General features: G+C 59.6%; 21 protein-coding genes and 2 pseudogenes. 9 read left to right on the forward strand and 14 right to left on the reverse strand.

Annotated elements, in window-relative coordinates; genetic code table 11:
• Positions 1-245: 245 nt before the first annotated feature.
• Both ACY8D3_RS07905 and ACY8D3_RS07910 read left to right on the forward strand, forming a co-directional pair.
• The gene (locus ACY8D3_RS07905; protein WP_462383126.1) at positions 246-473 is read left to right on the forward strand and encodes a hypothetical protein; all 228 of its coding nucleotides are present in this window, start codon (positions 246-248) and stop codon (positions 471-473) included.
• Positions 470-760 (forward strand): cell division protein ZapA, encoded by a 291-nt coding sequence (locus tag ACY8D3_RS07910; RefSeq protein WP_462383128.1) that lies wholly within the window; start codon positions 470-472, stop codon positions 758-760. Before ACY8D3_RS07905 ends, ACY8D3_RS07910 begins: the two co-directional genes overlap by 4 nt.
• Before the next feature lie 139 nt (positions 761-899).
• Here the strand turns inward: ACY8D3_RS07910 and ACY8D3_RS07915 are convergent, their stop codons facing one another.
• Positions 900-1031, reverse strand: a complete 132-nt coding sequence (locus ACY8D3_RS07915) for a hypothetical protein (RefSeq protein WP_462383130.1) — start codon at positions 1029-1031, stop codon at positions 900-902.
• 41 nt (positions 1032-1072) lie between these two features.
• Positions 1073-1603 (reverse strand): REP-associated tyrosine transposase, encoded by a 531-nt coding sequence (locus ACY8D3_RS07920; protein ID WP_462383132.1) that lies wholly within the window; start codon positions 1601-1603, stop codon positions 1073-1075.
• A gap of 461 nt (positions 1604-2064) precedes the next feature.
• On the opposite strand from ACY8D3_RS07920, the gene ACY8D3_RS07925 reads away from it, so the two are divergent.
• The gene (locus ACY8D3_RS07925) at positions 2065-2835 is read left to right on the forward strand and encodes an HNH endonuclease (protein WP_462383134.1); all 771 of its coding nucleotides are present in this window, start codon (positions 2065-2067) and stop codon (positions 2833-2835) included.
• Between the two features lie 335 nt (positions 2836-3170).
• Here ACY8D3_RS07925 and ACY8D3_RS07930 read toward each other — a convergent pair.
• The 5 genes and pseudogenes from ACY8D3_RS07930 to ACY8D3_RS07950 form a co-directional block, all read right to left on the reverse strand.
• A pseudogene (locus ACY8D3_RS07930) lies at positions 3171-3706 on the reverse strand (REP-associated tyrosine transposase).
• A gap of 259 nt (positions 3707-3965) precedes the next feature.
• On the reverse strand, positions 3966-4682 hold the full coding sequence (locus tag ACY8D3_RS07935; protein WP_462383136.1) for a hypothetical protein: 717 nt from the start codon (positions 4680-4682) through the stop codon (positions 3966-3968).
• 357 nt (positions 4683-5039) lie between these two features.
• Positions 5040-5319 (reverse strand): annotated as a pseudogene (locus ACY8D3_RS07940) (REP-associated tyrosine transposase); the annotation flags it as partial.
• A 451-nt stretch (positions 5320-5770) separates the two neighbouring features.
• Complete coding sequence (locus ACY8D3_RS07945; RefSeq protein WP_462383137.1) at positions 5771-7030, reverse strand: ribonucleotide-diphosphate reductase subunit beta; 1260 nt, start codon at positions 7028-7030, stop codon at positions 5771-5773.
• Positions 7031-7425: 395 nt separating this feature from the next.
• Complete coding sequence (locus tag ACY8D3_RS07950) at positions 7426-10329, reverse strand: ribonucleoside-diphosphate reductase subunit alpha (RefSeq protein WP_462383139.1); 2904 nt, start codon at positions 10327-10329, stop codon at positions 7426-7428.
• A gap of 1181 nt (positions 10330-11510) precedes the next feature.
• On the opposite strand from ACY8D3_RS07950, the gene ACY8D3_RS07955 reads away from it, so the two are divergent.
• On the forward strand, positions 11511-12842 hold the full coding sequence (locus ACY8D3_RS07955) for a dicarboxylate/amino acid:cation symporter (protein ID WP_462383141.1): 1332 nt from the start codon (positions 11511-11513) through the stop codon (positions 12840-12842).
• Positions 12843-12926: 84 nt separating this feature from the next.
• On the opposite strand, the gene ACY8D3_RS07960 is transcribed toward ACY8D3_RS07955, so the two are convergent.
• Both ACY8D3_RS07960 and ACY8D3_RS07965 read right to left on the reverse strand, forming a co-directional pair.
• Entirely contained in the window at positions 12927-13646 is a 720-nt protein-coding gene (locus ACY8D3_RS07960; protein ID WP_462383143.1) for a 4'-phosphopantetheinyl transferase family protein, read from the reverse strand.
• Between the two features lie 202 nt (positions 13647-13848).
• Positions 13849-14199 carry a DUF2892 domain-containing protein gene (locus ACY8D3_RS07965; protein ID WP_462383144.1) on the reverse strand — a complete coding sequence of 117 codons (351 nt, stop codon included), beginning with the start codon at positions 14197-14199 and terminating at the stop codon, positions 13849-13851.
• Between the two features lie 212 nt (positions 14200-14411).
• On the opposite strand from ACY8D3_RS07965, the gene ACY8D3_RS07970 reads away from it, so the two are divergent.
• On the forward strand, positions 14412-15320 hold the full coding sequence (locus tag ACY8D3_RS07970) for a YihY/virulence factor BrkB family protein (protein WP_462383146.1): 909 nt from the start codon (positions 14412-14414) through the stop codon (positions 15318-15320).
• 401 nt (positions 15321-15721) lie between these two features.
• Positions 15722-15871, forward strand: coding sequence for a hypothetical protein (locus ACY8D3_RS07975; RefSeq protein ID WP_462383148.1), 150 nt, complete (start codon positions 15722-15724; stop codon positions 15869-15871).
• A 146-nt stretch (positions 15872-16017) separates the two neighbouring features.
• Here ACY8D3_RS07975 and acnA read toward each other — a convergent pair whose 3' ends face one another.
• Complete coding sequence (gene acnA, locus ACY8D3_RS07980) at positions 16018-18756, reverse strand: aconitate hydratase AcnA (RefSeq protein WP_462383150.1); 2739 nt, start codon at positions 18754-18756, stop codon at positions 16018-16020.
• A 180-nt stretch (positions 18757-18936) separates the two neighbouring features.
• On the opposite strand from acnA, the gene rlmM reads away from it, so the two are divergent.
• Complete coding sequence (gene rlmM / locus ACY8D3_RS07985; protein ID WP_462383152.1) at positions 18937-19986, forward strand: 23S rRNA (cytidine(2498)-2'-O)-methyltransferase RlmM; 1050 nt, start codon at positions 18937-18939, stop codon at positions 19984-19986.
• Positions 19987-20014: 28 nt separating this feature from the next.
• The gene (gene tusA, locus ACY8D3_RS07990) at positions 20015-20254 is read left to right on the forward strand and encodes a sulfurtransferase TusA (RefSeq protein WP_462384295.1); all 240 of its coding nucleotides are present in this window, start codon (positions 20015-20017) and stop codon (positions 20252-20254) included.
• Between the two features lie 27 nt (positions 20255-20281).
• Here tusA and ACY8D3_RS07995 read toward each other — a convergent pair whose 3' ends face one another.
• Positions 20282-21685, reverse strand: coding sequence for an MATE family efflux transporter (locus tag ACY8D3_RS07995; protein ID WP_462383154.1), 1404 nt, complete (start codon positions 21683-21685; stop codon positions 20282-20284).
• 109 nt (positions 21686-21794) lie between these two features.
• On the opposite strand from ACY8D3_RS07995, the gene pdxB reads away from it, so the two are divergent.
• Positions 21795-22943: a 4-phosphoerythronate dehydrogenase PdxB gene (gene pdxB, locus ACY8D3_RS08000; protein WP_462383156.1), complete on the forward strand. Its 1149-nt coding sequence runs from the start codon at positions 21795-21797 to the stop codon at positions 22941-22943.
• 116 nt (positions 22944-23059) lie between these two features.
• Here pdxB and ACY8D3_RS08005 read toward each other — a convergent pair whose 3' ends face one another.
• The 3 genes from ACY8D3_RS08005 to ACY8D3_RS08015 form a co-directional block, all read right to left on the reverse strand.
• The gene (locus tag ACY8D3_RS08005) at positions 23060-23224 is read right to left on the reverse strand and encodes a PA1571 family protein (RefSeq protein WP_462383157.1); all 165 of its coding nucleotides are present in this window, start codon (positions 23222-23224) and stop codon (positions 23060-23062) included.
• Positions 23225-23355: 131 nt separating this feature from the next.
• Positions 23356-23637: a pyrimidine/purine nucleoside phosphorylase gene (gene ppnP, locus ACY8D3_RS08010; RefSeq protein ID WP_462383159.1), complete on the reverse strand. Its 282-nt coding sequence runs from the start codon at positions 23635-23637 to the stop codon at positions 23356-23358.
• A 64-nt stretch (positions 23638-23701) separates the two neighbouring features.
• A complete protein-coding gene (locus ACY8D3_RS08015; protein ID WP_462383161.1) occupies positions 23702-24244 on the reverse strand; it encodes a 3'-5' exonuclease in 543 nt (180 codons plus the stop codon).
• Positions 24245-24386: the final 142 nt, after the last annotated feature.

The raw sequence follows: 24386 nt of genomic DNA on the forward strand, positions 1-24386 counted from the left end.
TGGCCACGGCGGCGCGGATGGTACCAGTTCACAGTCTGAGGTGGAACGTCGCAGGGACAGGATGTCGCAACTTCGTATTCGCTCCAAAGTGCGGATGGGATCAGGCCGCAGAGCCTACCTGTCGGAACAGCGATTTGAGGGCTAAGGCGTGAGGCGCGGCCTACAACGGCTGGTCAGATTCGGTAGCCCGGAGAGCGGGGATTCCTTATCCTTGCCGGCTTTTCATGAAAGGCCGGACCCAATCCATGTTTGAAACAACGCTTTCCCAACTCGAACAAGCCGTCTCCCAACTGCTCGAGCAGAATCAAGCGCTCCAGAGCCGCTGCACTGAGCTGGAGTCGCAGCTGAACCAGGTTCGGGAGGAAAACGACACGCTGCAACTCGCCGCCCTTGAACAGGAAGAACAGCAGAGCGCCTCGTTGGCTCGTCTCCAGGCGTTGCTGCAGCGCACCGGAGCTGGTGAGGTCGCATGAGTGACGTTCGCGTACTGAATATCTTCGGGCGCGATTACTCCATCCGCACCACCGAGGCCGAGCAGGAAACCCTCGCCCGCGCCTCGCAGTTGCTGCAAGTGCAGCTGCAGGAAAGCCGTGAGCGCTTTCCCCGCGCGACGGCAGAAGAACTGCTCGTGCTAACCGCGCTCAACCTGTGCGTACCCGTCATCCAGCAGGATGACCGCCTGAGCGGCGCAGAGCAGCGCTTGAGCGAGACAGTAAGGCGGATAACGCAGCAGCTGGGGAATGCAGCAGAGCCGCATTAGCAGCGTACTGATCGTTCCCACGCTCCGCGTGGGAACGCAGCCTCGGACGCTCCGCGTCAAAGCTACCAGCGCCCCTCGATCAATCCCGCTTTGATCGTTCCCACGCTCCGCGTGGGAACGCAGCCCCCGACGCTCTGCGTCAAAACCACCAGCGCTCCACCTCGATCAATCCTGCTTGCCCTGCGTAGTTACCGGCACTGGAGTAGCGCCAGTGTTCCCCCAGATCGACATAGCCGCGCTTGACCCTGTAGTCGAGCTCGATCGTTCCCACGCTCCGCGTGGGAACGCAGCCCCTGACGCTCTGCGTCAAAACTACCAGCGCTCCACCTCGATCAATCCTGCTTGCCCTGCGTAGTTACGGGCACTGGAGTAGCGCCAGTGCTCCCCCAGATCCACGTAACCACGCTTGACCGGGTTGTGGTGTATGTAGTCGAGCTTCTGCCGCATCACCTCGGCGCTATAGACCAGCTCCGCATGCGATCCTTCCTGCCAGAGCTGGTAGACGCGATCGGCCTTGTGCGCCCGCTTGGCAAAGCGCAGCCGTTCCAGCACGCGTTCTGCTCCTCGCGCCTGAAGGTGATCAATGATCTTGCGTGCGGTAAACGACTTGAAGCTGCTGACGCATCTACCCAGGTCAGGCGCTTGCGCGATGAAATGCAGATGGTTTTCAAGAACGACGTAGCCATAAACGCGTAACCCCTGATTGGCCTGCTGATAACGCCAGCAATCAAACAGGATGCCGACCAGGGCAGGGCGAGTGAATAGCGGCAGCCATTCCAGCACCGTACAGGTCAGGAAGTGTGGCTTGTCTGGTTCGGTGATGACGTAACGGCTGCGGCCCATGGATTCTTCCCTGAATCGGATGGTGGTGGACTGATGTTACTCTGGATAAAAAAGGCAGATTGCGAACTCGCCCGGCCAGCTCGATACAGCGATAGCTTCCACGCTAAAGAGTGGCAGCCAACCCAGTGCTCTGCGTCATCCTAGCCTCCAACGATTAATGCCGCACACAATGGCAGGACAGATACTGACATCAGACATTTGGCGATCTTGCGCATCCGTGACTCTCGCTGGTTGAGACGTTACTAAGTGGCGAGCCAAGCGCGCCTGTATTGGCCGCTATATCGGCGGGACTTGAAGGCGCATGATCCACGGATTGGCGCAGGCTGTGCGTTGTCACGTAGACAACTGGCATGCGATCCCCATCAATGCCGCTATCGTCCGCGCGCATGATGAATACGACCACACGCGTTACACTGCTCCCTCATTAGATTAGTGTTCGCCATTGTGGGAGTAGCTGAGCAATGAGGGGCCAGCGTTGGAACCTGCAGGAGCTGAAGCTGGCTTTCTATCTGTACTGCCAGTTGCCTTTCGGCCGTCTGCATGCCCGCAATCCGGAGATCATTGACCTCGCGACCATGCTTGGGCGCACACCTTCGTCTGTAGCGATGAAGCTGGTGAACTTCGCCAGTCTCGATCCCGCCGTTACCTCAACGGGCCGAAAAGGTCTGGACGGAGCTTCACGTCTGGACCGCGAGATCTGGGATGCCTTCCATGCGGACTGGGAGGGGCTCGCCGTCGAATGCGCCGCGCTCAAGCTGGATTGGGCGGCCTCGGCTGAGCCCGCTATTGCCGAGATGCCAAGTGAATACTTCGTCGGTGAGACCCGCGCGGCCGTCGTCCAACAGCGTGTTCGCCAGCAGTTCTTCCGGCGCGCTGTGCTTAGTAGCTACCGAGGCCGTTGCTGCATGTCCGGTCTTGACGAACCTGCGCTCTTGCTTGCGAGTCACATAAAACCATGGCGTGAAGACAAGGCCAACCGACTCAATCCGGCAAACGGCCTTTGCCTTTCCGCGTTGCATGACAGGGCATTCGACCAGGGGCTGATCTCTGTGTCGCCGGAATACACGGTCATCGTCTCCCCGCGTTTGGCGATATCCGAGCAGCCATTTGTTGCTCAGGTGTTCAGCAAATTGCAATCAAGGCTGCTCGAATTACCCGAGCGATTTCTGCCTGATCCGGCGTTCCTCGCATGGCATCGAGCAAACATTTTCGAGGGATCTTTGGCCGAGTAAAGGGGCGACCCAGAGCCTGTCGAAAGTGTCATCATTGCCACGGCTGTATCGCCCGCTACGCCTATCGCATTTTCACGTAGGGCAGGAAACCGAGCAGCCTTTCCCACGCGGCGCGGACATCCAAGCTACCTCGCTTCCTTTTGGTGTGAACTCGCGGTTTCGATGTTGTTGCCGATACCGGTTCCGCTCTTACAGCGACTCACTTTTTTCAGACGCCCTAAAAGTAAGCAAAAGGTTTGGCCCCTGGCATCCTGCCCTGCGTCGCAGGGTTCCCTCGTTTCATCGTTTGATCGTTCCCACGCTCCGCGTGGGAACGCAGCCTGTGACGCTCTGCGTCAAAGCGACCAGCGCTCCATCTCGATCAATCCTGCTTGCCCTGCGTAGTTACGGGCACTGGAGTAGCGCCAGTGCTCCCCCAGATCCACATAGCCTCGCTTGACCGGGTTGTGGAGTATGTAGTCGAGCTTCTGCCGCATCACCTCGGCGCTATAGACCAGCTCCGCATGTGACCCTTCCTGCCAAAGCTGGTAAACCCGATCGGTCTTGTGCGCCCGCTTGGCAAAGCGCAGCCGTTCCAGCACGCGTTCTGCTCCTCGCGCCCGAAGGTGATCGATGATCTTGCGTGCGGTAAACGACTTGAAGCTACTAACACATCTACCCAGGTCAGGCGCTTGCGCGACGAAATGCAGATGGTTTTCAAGAATGACGTAGCCATAAAGGCGTAACCCCTGATTGACCTGCTGATAACGCCAGCAATCGAACAGGATGTCGACCAGGGCAGGGCGAGTGAATAGCGGTAGCTATTCCAGCACCGTACAGGTCAGGAAGTGCGGCCTGTCGGTTCGGTGATGACGTAACGGCTTCGGTTCATGGATTCTTCCTTGAAGCGGCTGGTGGTGGACTGATAGTGCTCTGGCTTACAAGTGTAGATTGCGAGCTCGCCGGGCTCCAACTGGCTACAGCGAGAGCTTCCAGGCCTGTGCGGTAGCCCCCGCACGGTGCTCTGCGTCTACCAAGCGTGCAGACGCGCAGCGGCTTCAGCTTGGGCGCTGGAGCGTCCCGCGATGCGTTCCCACGCGGAGCGTGGGAACGATCATAAAGATAGATCTGCCCGCTTTCTTCCTTGCTTGTCATAGATTTGACGGAGATGCTTGTTTGGTCTGAACTATTAGATCCTTTTTTACGGCTTGCGTCGTGCCGTTCGAATACAGTGCACAAAAATCTGTGGAACAAAACATCAAACGGTACTCTTTTCGCTCGCCCTCCGAATCGAGACTGACGATAGGGGATGAGGGGAATCCTTTGTCAAAAATTTCCGCAGCTGCCTTCTTTCCCACATAAAAGAAGGGTCCCACCATTAGAAGTATTATTACAGAAAGCGCGACCATGGCTGCCAGGATGGCATAACATGGAATGACAATGAACATAAAGGAGCGCAAGAGTTCTTTCCACCATCTGAGTTGCGTAGATTTGACTTTTCGATCTTCCTCGTACGCTTTGAATGTGGGTGCAAGACGTTTTGCGAAATAGTTAAATGTACCGAAAAAAATAACTAGGAACGGTGCGCCTATCGAGAATAACCAAGGATTGGCGGCGACAATGTCCTGTATGCCGTTTAATCCATTTGTAGCCGCATGTAGCCAAGCGATGGTGGCTTTAATAAGCGTGTCGGCTGTACCTATTTCAAACATAGTTGGTTCTAGCTTTAGATAAGCTAAATAACCTTCATGATAGGCGCTGCCATGCAAGAAAAAGATTGGCGTAATAACTGTCAAGAAGATTGGGATTATCTTGGTAAGACTGATTGCGCTTTTGGGTTCGTGTTTACTTATATCGCTTTGGCCCATATTCATTCCTACGTTTCTTTTCCGAACTTTGCGTGCCGGGATGATGTAAGTCTAGCGGTATTGCGGATCCTTTCAATTATACCAATGTGTAGTTTTAGGTCCTGTGACTTGGTTGGCTGTCTACCAGACGAGGGCCGGAATAACGGAGTTGGCATCTAGCGGTTCAGCTAGATCGATAGCTGTCTTCGGAACGTGCGATATGCCGGCTCGCGTAGTTTCTTGCCCGCTACGTGCCCAATGGGCCGTACGGCCCGGCGGAAGCTCGAATAGGCCAGTCTGCACTCCAGCGACGCGCCCGTGCTTAACCGTATTAAAAATGGATATGGTCTGCGTGCTGCACGTAGTCACCGCTGTCGTGTACCAGCGCGCCACTTCGATCATCCTGATTGCTCCGCGTAGTTACGATCACTGGAGTAGCGCCAGTGCTCCCCTAGATCCACATAGCCTCGCTTGACCGGGATGTGGTGTATGTAGTCGAGCATCTGCCACATCACTTTGGCGCTATAGCCAGCTCCGCATGCGATCCTTCCTGCGAGAGCTGGTAGACGCGATCGGTCTTGTGCGCCCGCTTGGCAAAGCGCCGCCGTTCCGGTACGCGCTCTGCCGCTCGAGCCTGAAGGTGATCGATGACCCTACGCGTCCCGTTCTTTAACTGTTGCTCAGATGATCGTGCTGGGTTCAATATCGATCGACGCAAAGCGTCGAGAGCTACGCTCCCACGCGGAGCGTGGGAACGATCAGAATGCAGAGCGTGGGAACGATCAAACACGATCCCAGATGGCCATCCTGATTGGTTCGTCTGCAAGATAGGTGTTGATTGATAGTGCCCACGCTCTGCGTGGGCACGCTTGGCACGGACGCTCCGCGTCCTATTCTTGACCTATGGCTTAGATGGGGTCAGTACTGGATTCGACATTGATCGACGCAGAGCGTCGACAGCTACGCTCCCGCGATGAGGGGGGGAACGATCAATATTTACTGCCTCAATAAAAAAAGCCCCGCACTAGGCGGGGCTTTTTTTTCGAAGCTTTAACCACAACATCCACGGCAGGTGTAGGGCGAAGCTACCGTAACCTTAGGAATTGCCATCAATCCCAGCTCAACGCCCCGCCAGTCTGATATTCAATAACCCGCGTCTCGAAGAAGTTCTTCTCTTTCTTCAGGTCCATGATCTCGCTCATCCATGGGAACGGATTCGCGGTGCCTGGGTATTCTTCTTTCAGGCCGATCTGGGTGAGGCGGCGGTTGGCGATGAATTTGAGGTAGTCCTCCATCATCGCGGCGTTCATGCCGAGGACGCCGCGGGGCATGGTGTCGCGGGCGTATTCGATTTCCAGCTGCGTGCCCTGGAGGATCATCTGGGTCGCTTCGTCCTTCATCTGGGCGTCCCACAGGTGTGGGTTTTCGATCTTGATCTGGTTGATCATGTCGATGCCGAAGTTCAGGTGCATGGACTCGTCACGCAGGATGTACTGGAACTGCTCGGCGGTGCCGGTCATCTTGTTGCGGCGGCCCATGGAGAGGATCTGGGTGAAGCCGCAGTAGAAGAAGATGCCTTCCAGGACGCAGTAGTACGCAATGAGGTTGCGCAGGAACTGGCGGTCGGTCTCAGGGGTGCCGGTCTTGAACTCGGGGTCGGAGATGGAGCGGGTGTACTTCAGTCCCCAGGACGCTTTCTTCGCGACGCTCGGAATTTCGTGGTACATGTTGAAGATCTCGCCTTCGTCCATGCCCAGCGATTCGATGCAGTACTGGTACGCGTGGGTGTGGATTGCCTCTTCGAACGCTTGGCGCAGGATGTACTGGCGGCACTCGGGGTTGGTGATCAGACGGTAGACGGCAAGCACGAGGTTGTTGGCAACCAGCGAGTCGGCGGTGGAGAAGAAGCCGAGGTTGCGCTTGACGATGCGGCGCTCGTCTTCGGTCAGGCCGTCAGCGGACTTCCACAAGGCAATGTCCGCGTTCATGTTCACTTCCTGCGGCATCCAGTGGTTGGCGCAACCATCCAGATACTTCTGCCAGGCCCAGTCGTACTTGAAAGGCACGAGCTGGTTAAGGTCGGCGCGGGCGTTGATCATCTGCTTGTCGCCGACGTGCACGCGGGCGGACGAGCCTTCGAGGTCGTCGAGGCCTTCCTGAATGTCGAGGTCGTTCAGTGCAGCCTTGGCACGGGCGACGGCGTCGGAGTCGCCGGCATCAACCGCGCGGGCTTCGTTGGCCATGGCGCCGCCAGCGGCGTTCAGGGCTTCGAGGCTCATGTCGGCATCAGCCTGGATCGGCTGCTGCTTGTTGGCCTGCTTGGGTGCGGTGGTTTCTTCGGGTTTGTCGAATTCGTCCCAGCTCAGCATGGTGGCGTCTCCTGGTCGTGGACCGGCGCGTGGGCCGGTCGTGAATGGTGTTTGCTGTGGCGGTGCACGCAAAAGCTAAAAACGGTTAGGGCGAAGAGGGCAGTTGGCGGTCTTCGCCGGACCCGGTCATCGAAATGACCGGGGTAGTTCGTGTCTGGGCGGCGCTGAGGCACTTAATCCTTGGCGTCGCGGGTGGAGCAGGTGGTTCAGTAGGTGCGAGCGGAGCAAAGCAATCCCAGCGAACTCCGCCTACCGCTCCTGCGATCGAGCAGTTTCCAGGGTGGGTCAGCGCTAGGCGCGGGGAGGTTCGGGTCCCCTGAGCGTACTGGTGTACGTGATGGGGCCCGGACCTCCACGCAACAACGCGAAGGCCCGCTCTGGGAGCTGCGTAAGCCTTATTGGCAGGCTTCGCAGTCGGGATTATCGATGCTGCACGCCGCCGGCACCGGTGCCGGCTTCGGCTCCATCGCCTCGACCGGAGCAGGTGCGGCCTGCAGGCCTTCCTTGCCACCGCTCGACACGGCGTTCAGCTTGCCGGTGTTGATGGTGGACTTCTCGGTGCTGGTCGCGGCCAGGGCACGGAGGTAGTAAGTGGTTTTCAGACCACGGTACCAGGCCATGCGGTAGGTCACGTCGAGCTTCTTGCCCGATGCGCCGGCGATGTACAGGTTGAGCGACTGCGCCTGATCGATCCACTTCTGGCGACGGCTGGCCGCGTCGACGATCCAACGGGTCTCGACTTCGAAGGCCGTGGCGTACAGGTCTTTCAGATCTTGCGGGATGCGCTCGATCTGCTGCACGGAGCCGTCGTAGTACTTGAGGTCGTTGACCATGACCGGATCCCACAGGTCACGCGCCTTGAGGTCGCGGACGAGGTAGGGGTTGATCACGGTGAACTCGCCCGACAGGTTCGACTTCACGTAGAGGTTCTGGTAGGTCGGCTCGATGGACTGCGATACGCCGGTAATGTTGGCGATGGTCGCGGTTGGCGCGATGGCCATGATGTTCGAGTTACGAATACCTTTCTTGACGCGCTCGCGGATCGGGGCCCAGTCCAGGGTCTCGTTCAGGTCGACGTCGATGTACTTCTGGCCACGCGCTTCGATCAGGATCTGCTGTGAGTCCAGCGGCAGGATGCCCTTGCTCCACAGCGAGCCTTCGAAGGTGGAGTACGCGCCACGCTCGTCGGCCAGGTCACAGGAGGCCTGGATGGCGAAGTAGCTGATCGCTTCCATCGACTGGTCGGCGAACTCGATCGCGGCGTCGGAACCGTACGGGATGTGCTGCAGGTACAGCGCATCCTGGAAGCCCATCAGGCCGAGGCCGACCGGACGGTGCTTCATGTTGGAGTTCTTGGCCTGCGGCACGCTGTAGTAGTTGATGTCGATCACGTTGTCGAGCATGCGTACGGCGGTGCGTACGGTCTTCTCGAGCTTGGCGACATCCAGCTTGCCGTCGACGATGTGGTTGACCAGGTTCACGGAACCCAGGTTGCAGACCGCGATCTCGTCCTTGTTGGTGTTCAGGGTGATCTCGGTGCACAGGTTCGAGCTGTGAACCACGCCCACATGCTGCTGCGGGCTGCGCAGGTTGCATGGGTCCTTGAAGGTGAGCCATGGGTGGCCGGTCTCGAACAGCATCGAGAGCATCTTGCGCCACAGGTCCTTCGCAGGCAGGGTCTTGAACAGCTTGATCTTGCCGTACTTGGTCAGCTCTTCGTAGTACTCGTAGCGCTCCTCGAAGGCCTTGCCGGTGAGGTCGTGCAGGTCCGGTACGTCGGAAGGCGAGAACAGGGTCCACTGGCCGTCATCGAAGACGCGCTTCATGAACAGGTCCGGAATCCAGTTCGCGGTGTTCATGTCGTGGGTACGGCGACGGTCGTCACCGGTGTTCTTGCGCAGCTCGATGAATTCTTCGATGTCGAGGTGCCAGGTTTCCAGGTAGGCACAGACGGCGCCCTTGCGCTTGCCACCCTGGTTGACGGCAACGGCGGTGTCGTTGACGACTTTCAGGAAGGGGACGACGCCCTGGGATTTGCCGTTGGTGCCCTTGATGTAGGAACCCAGTGCACGGACGGGCGTCCAGTCGTTGCCCAGGCCACCGGCGAACTTGGAGAGCATGGCGTTATCGTGGATCGCGCCGTAGATACCTGACAGGTCGTCCGGAACGGTGGTCAGGTAGCAGGACGACAGCTGCGGACGCAGGGTGCCGGCGTTGAACAGCGTCGGAGTCGACGACATGTAGTCGAAGGAGGAGAGCAGGTTGTAGAACTCGATCGCACGCGCTTCGCGGTCCTGCTTCTCTTCGATGGCCAGACCCATGGCGACGCGCATGAAGAAGATCTGCGGCAGTTCGAAACGCACGCCATCCTTGTGGATGAAGTAGCGATCGTACAGGGTCTGCAGGCCGAGATAGGTGAACTGCTGGTCGCGCTCGTGGTTCAGCGCAGCGCCCAGGCGCTCCAGGTCGTACTCCTTGAGCTTGGAGTCGATCAGTTCGAACTCGGAACCTTTTTCGACGTAAGCAGGCAGGGCCTTGGCATACAGCTCGGCCATCTCGTGGTGAGTGGCGGACTCGGCCACGCCCAGGAAGCCCAGTGCTTCGGCACGCAGGGTGTCCATCAGCAGGCGAGCCGTCACCTGGCTGTAGTTGGGCTCACGCTCGACAAGGGTCCGCGCGGTCATCACCAGAGCGGTGTTGACGTCTTTCTCGGCAACGCCGTCGTAGAGGTTCTTGAGAGTTTCGCGCTCGATCAGGGCGCTATCGACTTCGGCCAGGCCTTCGCAGGCTTCGGAAATGATGGTTTGCAGTCGGCCCATGTCCAGCGGCTGCAGGCTGCCGTCGGCCTTGGTCACGCGAATGCTGGGGTGCGGCTGGGCAATATCACTACCGGCAGCGGTCTTGCGCTCGTTGGCGCGGGCTTCGCGATAGATCACATAGTCGCGCGCAACCTTTTGTTCGCCGGCGCGCATCAAGGCCAGTTCGACTTGATCCTGGATTTCTTCGATGTGGATGGTGCCGCCGGAAGGCATGCGACGCTTGAAGGTCGCGGTGACCTGCTCGGTCAGACGGCGGACGGTGTCATGAATACGCGAAGACGCGGCGGCGTTGCCGCCTTCCACTGCGAGGAATGCCTTGGTGATCGCGACGGTGATCTTGTCATCGGTGTACGGGACGACGGTACCGTTGCGCTTGATCACACGCAGCTGGCCCGGCGCCGTGGCGTTCAGGTCGAGGCCGTTATCGGCGGACCTTGGCGCAGCGGCCGTCGGGTTCTCGCGAGTGGTGTCTGTTTGCATGAAGTGCTCTCCACATTCAAAAGTTCGGGCACACGAGGGTGCCCACTGTTCAGTCAAAGCCCAATGCAACACGTCGGCACGAGGCCGACGCGGCAATTGTTGGCTTGGGAATACGGCGCAGGACTTGTGCGCCCTCCATGGACCCAAAGCCGGTCACGTTTTAACCATGACCACAATCCCTAGTGTTTCGTGCTGGCTTGAAACACATCTTCTCGGGCGATGCGCTAATCGGTAGATACGCGTGTTCGCCCTGCCGAAACAACCATAAGGATTGCCAAAAAACATTGCAGTCAGTACATGGCCTGTCGTGTTGACAAACCATTTTTCGTACTGCCGTGTTGTGGTGCCTTTTCTGACGCGGACCCAATATGTAGTTGGCCCGTGTCGATGGCGATACAAGATAGAGGTTGTGAGGGGATCAGGCAAGCCGTCTTGCCTGGCGTATCCTGTGGATAAATCTGTGGGTTACCTTTGCGTACTTCGCTAGAGAGGGCGGAGCCGCTGGGGTAGGGCGGTGTGTGCCGTTTGTCGCGCTTTTTTTGCCGACGAAACCGCTTTTTTGCCTTCACGCCCAACCACTAGATGTAGTGTTGTTTGTCAAGGGGGCGGAGCAACAGATCAGTGCGACAATCGAGCGCTACAGGACGGATACAGCAGGGCGCCATGATAGCGGTCATGAGTGTGCAAATTGTCGCGCTGCTCATCTCCAATTAGGCGAATCCGCTGGAGGCGATATTGGCGATGCATTCGCTAGAACTGGCCGACAATTGCCGGGCCAGCTGAACGAGTCGATGCAGCGGAGCACGGATTGCCGCATGCGTTACCGTCAAGAGGCGTGCACATCCTATCTGGCTATGGACGCGGCGGCAGCCTGTGCATGAGCCAACGGCAATGGCGAAGTCCGTAGATGTTTTGTGCGGAAAACCGCCATGCACGCGGGTGTAGAGCGACCGAGCGGGCGAACATCCGCCAAGCAGAAGACGCAAATCTCAAATGCAACCGCATGTTAAGTCACTGATTCTCTGAGATTTAAGTATTTCAATGGGTTTCGGCACGCGCTTTGCTCAGCCTGAGCAACCGACGTTTTTATCGGTGCAGAACAAATCCCTCCAGAAAGGAGGGTTTCTGGAATCAGGTGCGCTCGGCTCGATGGATCGACGAACGTGCCAGCGAGGTTTGCCATGTCTGCTGAAACCCCCGTTCGCCAACCGTTCTACAAGATTCTGTACGTTCAGGTCCTGTTCGCCATCGTTATTGGCGTGCTCATCGGCCATTTCTATCCTGAAACCGGTACCGCGCTGAAACCCCTGGGCGACGGCTTCATCAAGCTGATCAAGATGGTCATCGCGCCGATCATTTTCTGTACCGTCGTGACCGGTATCGCCGGCATGCAAAGCATGAAGGCTGTCGGCAAGACGGGTGGTTATGCGCTGCTTTACTTTGAAGTGGTTTCGACAATCGCGCTGGTCATTGGCCTAATTGTGGTCAACATCGTCCAGCCTGGCGCTGGCATGCACGTTGATCCGACCACTCTGGACGCCACGGGTATTGCGGCCTATGCCGCTGCTGGCGAGAAGCAGAGCACCATCCAGTTCCTGCTCAACGTGATTCCGAATACCGTAGTAGGGGCCTTCGCCGAAGGCGAGATCCTTCAGGTGCTGTTCTTCTCGGTGCTCTTCGGTTACGCCCTGCACCGCATTGGTGACTACGGCCGCCCGGTGTTCGAGTTCATCGAGCGTATCTCCCAGGTGCTGTTCAACATCATCGGTGTGGTGATGCGTGTCGCGCCGCTGGGTGCTTTGGGCGCCATGGCCTTCACTATTGGCAAGTACGGCGTCGGTTCGCTGGTACAGCTCGGCTACCTGATGGTGTGCTTCTATATCACGTGCGTGCTGTTCGTCCTGATAGTGCTTGGGACGATTGCTCGGGTACACGGTTTCAGCATCGTCAGCTTCATCAAGTACATCCGCGAAGAACTGCTGATCGTCCTGGGCACGTCGTCCTCTGAGACGGCACTGCCGCGCATGATCGACAAGATGCAGAAGCTGGGTGCTCAGAAGTCCGTCGTTGGTCTGGTCATTCCGACCGGCTATTCATTCAACCTGGACGGCACATCGATCTACCTGACCATGGCTGCGGTCTTCATCGCCCAGGCGACTGACACGCCGATGGACCTTACCCACCAGATCACCCTGCTGGCTGTCCTGTTGATCGCCTCGAAGGGCGCTGCGGGTGTCACGGGTAGTGGCTTCATCGTCCTTGCCGCGACCCTGTCCGCTGTTGGTCACCTGCCGGTTGCCGGCCTGGCGCTGATCCTGGGTATCGACCGCTTCATGTCCGAGGCCCGCGCGCTGACCAATCTCATTGGTAACGGTGTTGCGACCATCGTTGTTGCCAAGTGGTGCAAGCAGCTGGACGAAAACGCGCTGAAGGAAGGCCTGGCGGCGGGCCCAGCCGCCGCGGCCGTAACACCGCCGGAAACGCCGGTCACACATGAGCCGGCTCGTTCCTGATACGGCCAGTCGCAGACCAAAAGCCCGTCCTCGAGACGGGCTTTTTTGTTTCTGCGGGAAGGGCTGGAGCGCGGCGCGCGCGCTCTAGATCTCGGCAGGGACCGCGACGAGGCTGAGAAGGTGGTCGCCGAGCTGAATGAATTGGCCGCTCACTTGTTGGCCGGCGCGCCACTCGTTGGAAAGGTCGGTGCGCAGTGCCAGTTGCGCCTGGCCATCGTAGGTCAGGTCGATCACTTCGGCGTCCTGAAAGTAGAACCGGCGGCGGGTGAGGGGATAGAGCGCTTTGAATAAGCTTTCCTTGAAGGAGAACACGAGGGTTACGAGCGTGGACGGCGTCCAGTCGCTGAAGCGTGTTCGCTCGGCCTCGGTCAGGATCTCATGCGCAAGTCGCTCGGCGCGGGTGCCCTCGAGCAGATGTTCGAGGTCCAAGCCCAGGGATTGCCAGCTTCGGTGGCGGCCGCTGACGGCCGCCGCGAATCCCTTGCTGTGTGTGATCGAGCCGCAAAAGCCCACCGGCCATTGGGGCACACGTTCAGCGTCGATCGGGAGCTCGCTCCTGGGGCCTTGAAGGCATTCCAATGTACGTCGGGCGCAGACGCGTCCGCCCAGGTATTCGGCCTGGCGCTTTGTCGCGGCGGTGGTGAGATGCTCCGGGCGCTGCAGTGCGAGCTGTGTAAAGGCGTCCGTATCAAAGCGCTCATGGTGCACTGCGACCGTCGCGCAAGCGCAATCATCCAGCGCTGCAGGGAATCGCCAACGGTCGTCCGGCGTATCGATACAAGGGGGATATTGAATGTCGCTCATCGGGCCATTCTGCCCAGCTGGCCGTCGCTTTGCCAGCGTCTATGTCGATGGTTGCGAGGCGTCCAAGGGGCTGGCGACTTATGCGAAGCCAAGGCATCGATATCGGAAGCGTCGAGACCGCCCCCTGAGGGCGAGCTGCGAGGGTAGGAGCAGAAATTGGGCGCAACGCGCAGGGCGCTTCGAGGAAGCGCCCTGATACGCCTTACATTGAAGGCTGAGGATTGCTTGCCGTGGGTGCGGTAGCTGCTGTGGGCGCAGTTGTTGCGGGCTTGTCGTGGCCTGCAACGGTAGTACCGCGTACGGCAGCGGCTGCCGTATCCGCCAGCGGACGGTGGTCGTGCGCGCTGGAGCTGCTGTTGAGCGCGTCGGCGATTGCACGCTTGGCTGCGCACTTGCCACTGAAGCCGCGCGCGACTGCCATGCCGCCCATGGCGAGCTGGACCATGCCGCCGAGGCCGCCTTTGCGAATGCCTTTGCCCAGGAGAAGCAAGCCGCCGGCGATGGAGGCGGCGCGTTCCCAACCGTGTACGTTCGGATCTGCGGGTTTATTCATAGTGGGCTCCGTGATTGGCTTTTGGAAAACTGTCTCGATATGCGTATCGTTTCTGATCGGACAGTGTTTCGATTACGTCTCGCGGCGTCCCGTTCCCTGGCGGGGATGATTGGCGTCAATGCAGCAAGCTGACGCACGCCCGTAATGCGCGCGAAACTTGCCGCCAATCGCAACGGTCCCACCTTCTACACACGCCGCCGTAAAGGATCCTCATGTTTGGCAATATTCTCAGAGGAATGAGTCCGTTCACGCTGGTCAAGCGATCGGTTGAAGAGTTCATCGATGACGAAATGCCGACCTATGCGGCGGCGCTTGCGTTCCAGATGTTCTTCTCGTTGTTTCCCTTCCTGCTGTTCTTGATCGCTCTGCTGGGCTACTTCGATCTCGGCAACTTTTTCGACTGGCTTCGAGAGCAGGCGCGTCTAGTCCTGCCGGGCCAGGCGATGGAGCCTGTCGATGCCACCCTCGAACAGCTCCAGCAACAGCAGTCGGGCCTGTTCTCGTTCAGTATCATCATCGCCTTGTGGACGGCATCAGCGGGCGTGCGCTCGGCGATGGATGCCATGAACAAGGCCTACGATGTGAAGGAGGGCCGGCCCGTCTGGAAGCGCTTCCCGCTATCCGTTGCCTACACCATCGGCCTTGCGATCCTGCTGCAGCTGTCCGCAGGCTTCATGCTGATCGGGCCTCAGGTGCTGAACTACTTTGCACACTATGTGGGCCTGGACCAGGTGATGGTCATGGTCTGGTCCGTCCTGCGGTGGCCGGCGGCGATCGGTCTGAGCATCTTTGCGGTAGCGCTTATTTACTGGGTCGCCCCGGATGTGAAGCAGCGATTCCGCTTCATCACGCCTGGGTCCGTAATCTGCGTGTTGGTCTGGATCATTGCATCGCTGGGCTTTGCGTATTACGTCCAGAACTTTTCGAACTACAACGCCATGTACGGCAGTATCGGCGCCATCATCGTGCTGATGCTCTACTTCTATATCTCGTCTGCCGTCATGTTGTTCGGCGCTGAAATGAATGCCGTGATCGAGCACCATCATCCTGAGGGCAAGGACAAGGGTGACAAGTTGCCCGATGACGAGGAAGCGGATAGCGAGCCCCAGCCTAGCCGGTGAATCACCGTTGAAACAAAGAGCCCGCGTTGATCGCGGGCTTTTTTGTGGGCTGCGGTAAGGTCGGGAATGCGGTGGGGCGGTTTGCCCGGTGTGGCTGCCTCTGCCTATTTAGGCCTAGGAAGGGCGTGCTGCGATGGTTTCTGCGCCATCTGATTGGGGAGATGGCTTCGGTAACGGTGCCGGAGTCAATCCGCACAGCGACCTCAGGCTTTGGGCCAATCTCGAGATCGACTTCGAGCGCGCGGTGCCGGCGGAAGCCCTTACGGGATTCCGCCCTACGCTTGTGGCGAGCGATGTGCGCATATAGGTCCGTAGGGTGGATTAGCCGTTTGCGGCGTAATCCAGCGGCCGCGGGCTGCGAATGGCCTTTGCGATCCAAAGAGGAGGGGGAGATAACCAGTTTGCGGAATAATCGCACGACGACCCTCGGGGTTCGCGCCGATCTCGAGATCGACACCGGGCGCGTGGTGCCGGCGGAAGCCCTGCGGGATTCCGCCTACGGCAGTTATGCGGCGATAGCGGGGCCTGTGGCGAGCGATGCGGGCATCTAGCCCGATGTCAGTGCCAAGCCGAAGTAGCGCCCGGCACAACGGTTTCGTTGTGCACCCGCCGTGGCAGCGTTGGTTCTCGCGAGGATCTTCATCGGGCACAAAAAAACCCGCGCGTTCGACCGCGCGGGCTTATTCGGGCTACCCGGTCAGGCAGCCAGCAGCGTGCGAAGCACGTAGTGGAGAATGCCGCCGGCCTTGAAGTACGACACTTCGTTCAAGGTGTCGATACGGCACAGCAGCTCAGCCGTGTCGAGCGAACCGTCCTCACGCTTGATCTCCAGCGTGAGCGGCATGCGCGGGCGAATCTCCACACCATCAAGCCCGAGCAGGCTGATGGTTTCCCTCCCGGTCAGGCCGAGGCTCTTGCGGTCCTGTCCGTTGGTGAACTGCAGGGGCAGCACGCCCATGCCCACCAGGTTGGAACGGTGGATACGCTCGAAGCTCTCCGCGATGACGGCCTTGACCCCTAGCAGGTTCGTCCCTTTTGCCGCCCAGTCACGGGAAGACCCGGTTCCATATTCCTTACCGGCGAAAATCACCAGCGGCGTGTTCTCCGCCTGATACTTCATGGCGGCATCGTAAATCGCCATTTGCTCGCCGCTTGGCACGTGGATGGTCAGCCCGCCTTCGTCCTCGATCATCTCGTTACGAATGCGGATGTTGGCGAACGTACCGCGCATCATGACTTCGTGGTTGCCGCGACGGGAACCGTAGGAGTTGAAGTCGCGTGGCTCAACGCCGTGCTCGCGAAGGTAGCGGCCTGCAGGGCTGTCTACCTTGATGTTGCCGGCGGGGGAGATGTGGTCGGTTGTCACCGAGTCACCAAGCAGCGCCAGAATGCGGGCGTCGTGGATGTCCTGTACACGCGGGGGTTCGCCAGCGATGTCGGAGAAGAAGGGCGGGTGCTGGATGTACGTCGAGTCATTCTGCCAGACGTAGGTCTCGGCTTCGGGCACTGCGATTCCCTGCCATTTCTCGTCGCCGGCGAAAACATCGGCGTATTCCTTGCGGAACATTCCTGCATCGACCTTCTGTACGGCGTCCGCAATCTCTTGCTGCGTCGGCCAGATGTCACGCAGGTAGACCGGGTTGCCGTCCTTGTCGTTGCCCAGCGGCTCCGTGGAGAGATCCATTTTGACGCTGCCAGCGAGCGCGTACGCGACGACCAGGGGTGGCGAAGCGAGCCAGTTGGTCCGTACAAGCGGGTGGACCCGCCCCTCGAAGTTACGGTTGCCCGACAATACGGACGCTACCGTCAGATCGCCTTGCTGGACGGCTTTCTCGATAGGATCAGGGAGCGGGCCCGAGTTACCGATACAGGTGGTGCAACCGTAGCCAACCAGTTCAAAGCCTAGCGTATCCAGGTATGAGGTAAGGCCGGCGGCCTGGAAGTATTCGGTGACCACCTTGGAACCCGGTGCGAGCGAGCTCTTCACCCAGGGTTTGCGTTGCAGGCCTTTCTCGACCGCTTTTTTCGCGACTAGGCCGGCGGCCATCATCACGTTGGGGTTGGAGGTGTTCGTGCAGGAGGTGATTGCTGCAATCACGACCGCACCATCACGCAGGTGATGCGTGCTGCCTTCCCACTCGTATTCGATGCCATCGACCTGGTCGGCATTGCCTACCGCGACTCCGCCACCGCCTTCGCTTTCGAGACGGCTTTCTTCCTTGGCCGCGGGCTTCATGCGAAGGCTCAGGAAGTCATTGAATGCGGCCGGTACCTTAGGCAACTCGACGCGGTCCTGAGGGCGCTTAGGTCCCGCCAGACTTGCTTCCACGCTGCCGAGATCCAGCGACAGGGTATCCGTGAAGGCCGGCTCCTGGCCGGGTTCGCGCCACAGCCCCTGCGCCTTGCAGTAAGCCTCGACCAGTTCGACCGTTTCCGCCGGGCGGCCGCTGAGACGCAGATAATCGAGCGTGATGTCGTCGACCGGGAAGAAGCCACACGTCGCGCCATACTCAGGCGCCATGTTGGCAATGGTTGCGCGGTCGGCAAGCGGCAGGTCGGCCAGGCCGTCCCCGTAGAACTCGACGAATTTGCCAACCACGCCCTTTTTACGAAGCATCTGGGTGACGGTCAGTACCAGATCGGTTGCCGTGATGCCTTCACGCAGTTTGCCGGTCAGCTTGAAGCCAATGACTTCGGGAATCAGCATCGAAACGGGCTGGCCGAGCATGGCCGCCTCGGCTTCGATGCCACCGACACCCCAGCCCAGTACGCCAAGGCCGTTGATCATGGTGGTGTGCGAGTCGGTGCCCACCAGCGTATCCGGGAAGGCAAAGGTCTTGCCGTCTTCGTCGCGCGTCCAGACAGTACGACCCAGGTATTCGAGATTGACCTGGTGGCAGATGCCGGTACCCGGGGGAACGACCTGGAAGTTATCGAACGCTTTCTGACCCCAGCGCAGGAACGCATAGCGCTCACCGTTGCGCTCCATCTCGATCTCGACGTTTTCCTCGAACGCACTGGCCGAGCCGAACTTGTCCACCATGACGGAGTGGTCGATGACGAGGTCCACTGGCGAAAGTGGGTTGATCTTCTGCGGATCGCCACCCGCCTCAGCGACCGCGGCACGCATTGCCGCGAGGTCGACGACGGCGGGCACGCCGGTGAAGTCCTGCATCAGCACGCGTGCAGGACGGTACTGAATCTCACGGTCTGCCCGGCGTTCCTTCAGCCAGCCGGCAAGGGCGGTCAGGTCATCGCGCGTTACGGTGACGTTATCTTCCCAGCGCAGCAGATTCTCAAGCAGAACCTTGAGTGACATGGGTAGCTTCTCCAGGCCACCCAGCGTCTTGGCCGCATCCGGCAGGCTGTAATAGTGGTAGGTCTTGCCGCCGGCCTCGAGGGTCCGTTGGCAGTTCAGGCTATCCAGAGAGGGCATGGTTTCTCCTTACGGCCCGCACGGTCGGGCCTTTCGGTTCGAGTGCGAGAGGGCGAAACCTTCCAGCGCACCAGCTTTTTCCTCTTCACTGGACTTATGGATCGACGCTCAGGTTCCCGTCTCAGCTATCATGCCGGGCTTTGCCGAGCCGCTTGAACACGGCCGGTAGTGGAGTTTGTTATGGATACCCTTCTTCTGCATTGCCGTCCAGGCTTCGAAAGCGAAGTGTGCGCCGAGCTCTCGGATGTGGCAGCTCGACTTGATATCGGTGGTTATGCCCGTGCCAAGCCCGACAGCGCATTCGCCGAATTCATCTGCCCCGCGCCGGGAGATACCGAACGGCTCATGGCGGCGGTGCGCTTCAATTCGCTCATCTTTCCCCGGCAATGGGCGCGCGGCGAATACGTTGCGTTACCTGAGCAGGATCGTATCAGCGTGCTTCTCGATACATTGGCGGGCTACCCAAACGTGGGTAGCGTTTGGCTCGAAGTGTTCGATACCAATGACGGTAAAGCGCTTTCGACCTTTTGCCGGCAGTTCGAGAAGCCACTGACCAACGCGCTTAAGAAGGCAGGGCGTCTTGTGGATTCGCCTGATGCCCCGCGATTGCTCCTGACCTTTCGAAACAGCCGCGATGTGTTTGTCGGGCTTGCGGACCCTTGCAATTCGGCGCGATGGCCTGCCGGCGTGCCGCGGCTCAAGTTTCCACGCCGTGCACCGAGTCGCTCTACATTGAAGCTGGAAGAGGCCTGGCACCAGTTCATTCCGAGGGAACAGTGGGATAGTCGCCTCGCACCGGACATGCGTGCCGTCGATCTCGGCGCGTCCCCTGGCGGCTGGACCTGGCAACTGGTGAACCGCGAAATGCACGTGATGGCCATTGATAACGGCCCCATGGACGTGGACCTGATGGATTCGGGTCTTGTCGAACATTACCGGGCCGATGGCTTTGCCTTTCGGCCCCGCCAATCAGTTGACTGGATGGTGTGCGATATCGTCGAGAAGCCCGCACGCAATGCGGCGTTGCTGGAGACCTGGATCGGCGAAGGGCTCTGCCGCGAAGCGATCGTCAATCTGAAGCTGCCCATGAAGCAGCGCTACGCTGAGGTGCAGCGACTGTTGCAACGCATACGGGACGGGCTGAAAGCGCGAAACGTCAAAGCGAGCCTGGCCTGCAAGCAGCTTTACCATGACCGTGAGGAAGTCACCTGCCACGTCCGGCGGCTGTGACGGACGACGAGGAGAATCCATGACTGATGTGACTGCAAACCCCGACGCCGTACTGGATGCATCGGGGCTGAATTGCCCGGAGCCCGTGATGATGCTCCACAACAAGGTGCGTGATCTGCCAGCCGGAGCCCTACTGAAGGTGGTCGCCACCGACCCGTCGACGACCCGGGATATTCCGAAGTTCTGCACCTTTCTGGGCCACGAACTCGTGGGCCAGCAGGAAGAGGGCGGTACCTACTTCTATTGGATCCGCAAGAGCGCCGGTTGAGGCGCTGCTTCCTGTCTTGCGGCCGCGTCAGCTAGTCACGTTATCAGCGTCACGAAGGCGAATCCGCTTGCGTGAGACCCGAGCCAATCGAAGGCTCAACATGATGGCAGCGCAGGTCAGGCCGGCCAGCAAGCCCTGCCAGAACCCCGCAGGGCCGGATGGCTCGCCCAACCAGTGGGTGAGCCCCAGCGTATAACCGACAGGCAATCCGATGACCCAATACGCGAAGAGGGTCATGACCATGGTGACCCGGGTGTCCTGATAGCCCCGGAGCGCGCCCGCGGCCGTCACCTGTATGGCGTCGGATATCTGGTAGAGCGCGGCGTAGACGATCAACGTGGTGGCGAGCGAAACGAGTGCTGGGTCCAGGGTGTAGATCCCTGCGATTGCCTCCTTGAATACAAGCATCAAAACGAGCGCGATGGTCGCGTACACGGTCGCAGTCGCAATGCCAGTCACCGCGGCGAAGCGTGCATGAATGGGCGCGCCCTTACCCAGCTCATGGCCTACCCGAACCGTCACGGCTATGCCGAGGGAGAGCGGAATCATGAAGGTAAGCGACGAGAAGTTAAGCGCGATCTGGTGACTTGCTACGACGTTGGCGCCGAGGCCGCCAATGAGTAATGCGATCACGGCGAAGATGCTCGATTCCGCAAAGATAGCGACGCCAATGGGCACACCGATGCTCAGGAGATCCCGTATCACCGGCCACTGTGGCTTATCGAAGCGATCATAGAGCCCGGCGGGCCGGTAGAAGGCGCTACGGTATGTCCATCCCACCATCATTAACAGCATGCTCCACATGACGATTGCCGTGGCAACACCGCAGCCAACCCCGCCGAGGGCAGGCATGCCGAATTTCCCGTAGATGAAGATGTAATTGAGCGGCACGTTCAAGCTCAGGCCAATCAGACCCACGATCATGGCGGGCCGGGTACGGCCCATGCCGTCACTGAAGCAGCGAAGCACGTAGTAAAGGGCCATTGCCGGAAAGCCCATCGCCGCCGCACGGAGGTATCGCATGCTGAGCGCCGCAAGATCGGGTGCAATGCCCATCGCATGCATCACCGGTTTTGCCGACCACAAAAGCACGGTTGCCGTACACCCCAATGCGACAGCCAGCCAGATTGACTGGCGAACCAATGGACCGATGCGTTCCACGGTACCGGCGCCGTGGTTTTGCGCGACCTTGGGCGTGGTTGCAAGCAGGACTCCAATCATGAACAGGTACATCGGCATCCACAGCGAGTTGCCGAGCGCAACGGCGGCAAGATCGGTCGCGCTGTATCGGCCGGCCATCAGCGTATCGACGAAACCCATCGCGGAACTCGCCAGCTGGGCGATGGCGATCGGGATGGCGAGGGTATGAAGCGTGCGTAGCTCGGGCGTGACGCGCGCAATGTATTGGCAGAAGCGATGACGGGGGGACATCGGGAACCTGCTTTGGGGGAAAAAGCCGGTTAGTCTACGCGCCTATGTGCCGGGGCTGAAGCGAAGCTGCCGGCCCGCTATCGCTATCGCTATCGTGACAGGAGCTTCCATGCGAATCGTCGCTGACGAGAACATTCCCTATGTCGATACCTTCTTTGGCACCTTCGGCGAGATCGTTCGGCGGCCCGGCCGGGCCATTTGCTGGGAAGATATCCGAACGGCAGACGTGCTGCTGGTCCGCTCCGTCACGCCCGTGACAGAGGCTCTGCTGGCAGGTACATCCGTTCGGTTCGTCGGGACATGCACCATCGGAACGGATCACATCGACACGGCCTACTGTGACAGCGCGGGGATTGCGTGGGCGAGCGCCCCTGGCTGCAATGCGCGAGGCGTGGTGGATTACGTCCTTGGTGCTGTGCTCACGCTGGCAGAGCGTACCGGCCTCGATCCGGCGGGGCGCCGGTACGGCGTCATTGGCGTAGGCCAGGTGGGTAGCCGCGTCCAGGCTTTGCTCACAGGGCTCGGCTGGGACGTAAACGTATGTGACCCTTACCGGGCGAATGAGCCCGGCTTCGCGCACGTGCCGGTGGATGAGCTGATCGCTCGTTGCGATGTAATTACGGTCCACACCCCACTGCAGCGCATGGGTGAGCATCCAACCTACCATCTGCTTGATGAGGAGCGTTTGGCGGACTTGGCCGCAGGCAGTTGGCTGATCAACGCGAGCCGCGGCGAGACGGTCGACACCCAGGCTTTGGTCCGTCGACTAAAGGCCTCTGGTGACCTGCGGGTGGTGCTGGATGTTTGGGAAGGTGAGCCAGCGGCGGATCCTTCGCTGGCGGCGCTATGCGATCTCGCTACGCCCCATATCGCTGGATACAGCCTCGATGGGAAGATGCGCGGCACGTCCCAGATCTATCGGGCGTTCTGTGAGTACCTCGGCATGGAGCCGGAGGTCGATGACGCCTCCATACTGCCGGCCCATTGGCTGTCGCTCACGTTGAGCGCGGACGCACCGCCCGCTGAGGCATTAAAGGCCATCAGCCGATTCATCTATGACCCGCGCAGGGATGACGCGGACTTCAGACGGTCGCTGGTGGGCGCGCCCATCGAGCGCCATTTGGCATTCGATCGGCTGCGTCGCGATTACCCGGTGCGCAGGGAGCTTGATGGGTTGCGCGTGGCAATCCAGGGCCAAACAACTGGCTATGAGGAACTGACCCGGGTTCTAAACGCAATAGGCGTATTGGTTGGCTGACTGTGGGCGGTGCGACAGCGGCTTCGCTGGCGCCAATAGGGCGGCCTGACGGCTTAGGTTCTGGGTGTCCAAAAAAAAGCCCGCTGGATCACCAGCGGGCTGATTGCGAAGCGTGATCAGTGCGTGGTCTTGTCGCCACCTATGCAGGTGTCCTTAAGCTCATCGCACGCCTGCTGGATCATGTCTTCGGTGATGGGAACCTCGCGGCCTTGTTCGTCGATCAAGGCGCCGGTCAGGGTGCAATCGCGGGTCTGGCTGTCTTGGTTGGGGTTACCGTTCATCAAAGTCTCCTCATCCAGTCTGTCTCGGCGAAATTTCGGGCCGGGCGGCTTTTCACCGTCGCTTCGAGTGGACCACAGTTACCGCTGCGGTGTTCGCCTAGACTCGCGCCGCTCGGCTGAAACCGGGCGTGTCAGTGGTATTCGCAAAGGTAGGCAGTCTCAACGGCGACCTTCAGTTGGAAGCTGCTGTCGGCCGGTACATCGAATTGACTGCCTGCTTCGAAGGTAACCCATTCCTCACTGCCGGGCAGCTTGGCGGTAAGTGCACCGGACACCACGTGCATCACCTCGCGCTGACGGGTACCGAATTCATACTCGCCGACAGCCATGACGCCGATGGTTGCGGGGCCTGTCTGGGTATCGAAGGCGATGGACTTGACGGTACCGTCAAAGTATTCGTTGACCTTGAACATGCTGCTTCCTTAAACGATGGGGCGAAAGGCCGAAGTATGCCGAAGCCAAGGCGGCTCGTCACGATCAGCTCGGTACGATTCCCCGTAGGAGCTGCGCCGTGTTTCGTGCATCGGTCAACGCCCGATGCTGCTCCCCTTTGAAGGTAATGCCTGCAAGCTGGAGGGCGCGATTGAGCCCCACGGGGCGATCAAGCTGGCGTGCTTTTGCGAAGCGTTGTTTCAGATTGATATGCGGGATGTCGGCGAGGCTGCTGTCCAGACCATAGCGCTGCCAGTCCCATTGAAGTTGCCGGCGGTCATAATCCCCCCAGCTGACCCAGGCCTGGAGTCGGCCCTGATAGGGTTGAAGCCACTCTTCCAGCGCGCCCCATACCTGGCTGAATTCTTCTGCATCATCGACGTCTTGCTGACTGATATGGGTAAGCTCCTGGCAGAAGGGCGTTAGCAGCGGGCGACGCAATGGCCGTACGAATCGCTGAAAGTGATCCAGTTCCTGGCCATCAGCCGCGGCGAGGCTTGCACCGATCTCGATGACTTCCATCTCTTCCATGGGCCAGCCGCCTTCTTCGGTCGTGGCTTCCAGATCAATGACCAACCAGAGCGCCATGGAGACTCCTGTGCGAGTTATCGGCGATTGCCAGCGGGGTGTCCCGCGCTAGAGGTTTCGAGTCGGGCGCGTTTCGTACCGTTCCATAAGGCAGGCCAGATGACAGTCGACCGTTGATCGGATGGTGTGTGAGACGACTGTC

This window comes from Pseudomonas sp. Marseille-QA0892 (genome assembly GCF_054950135.1).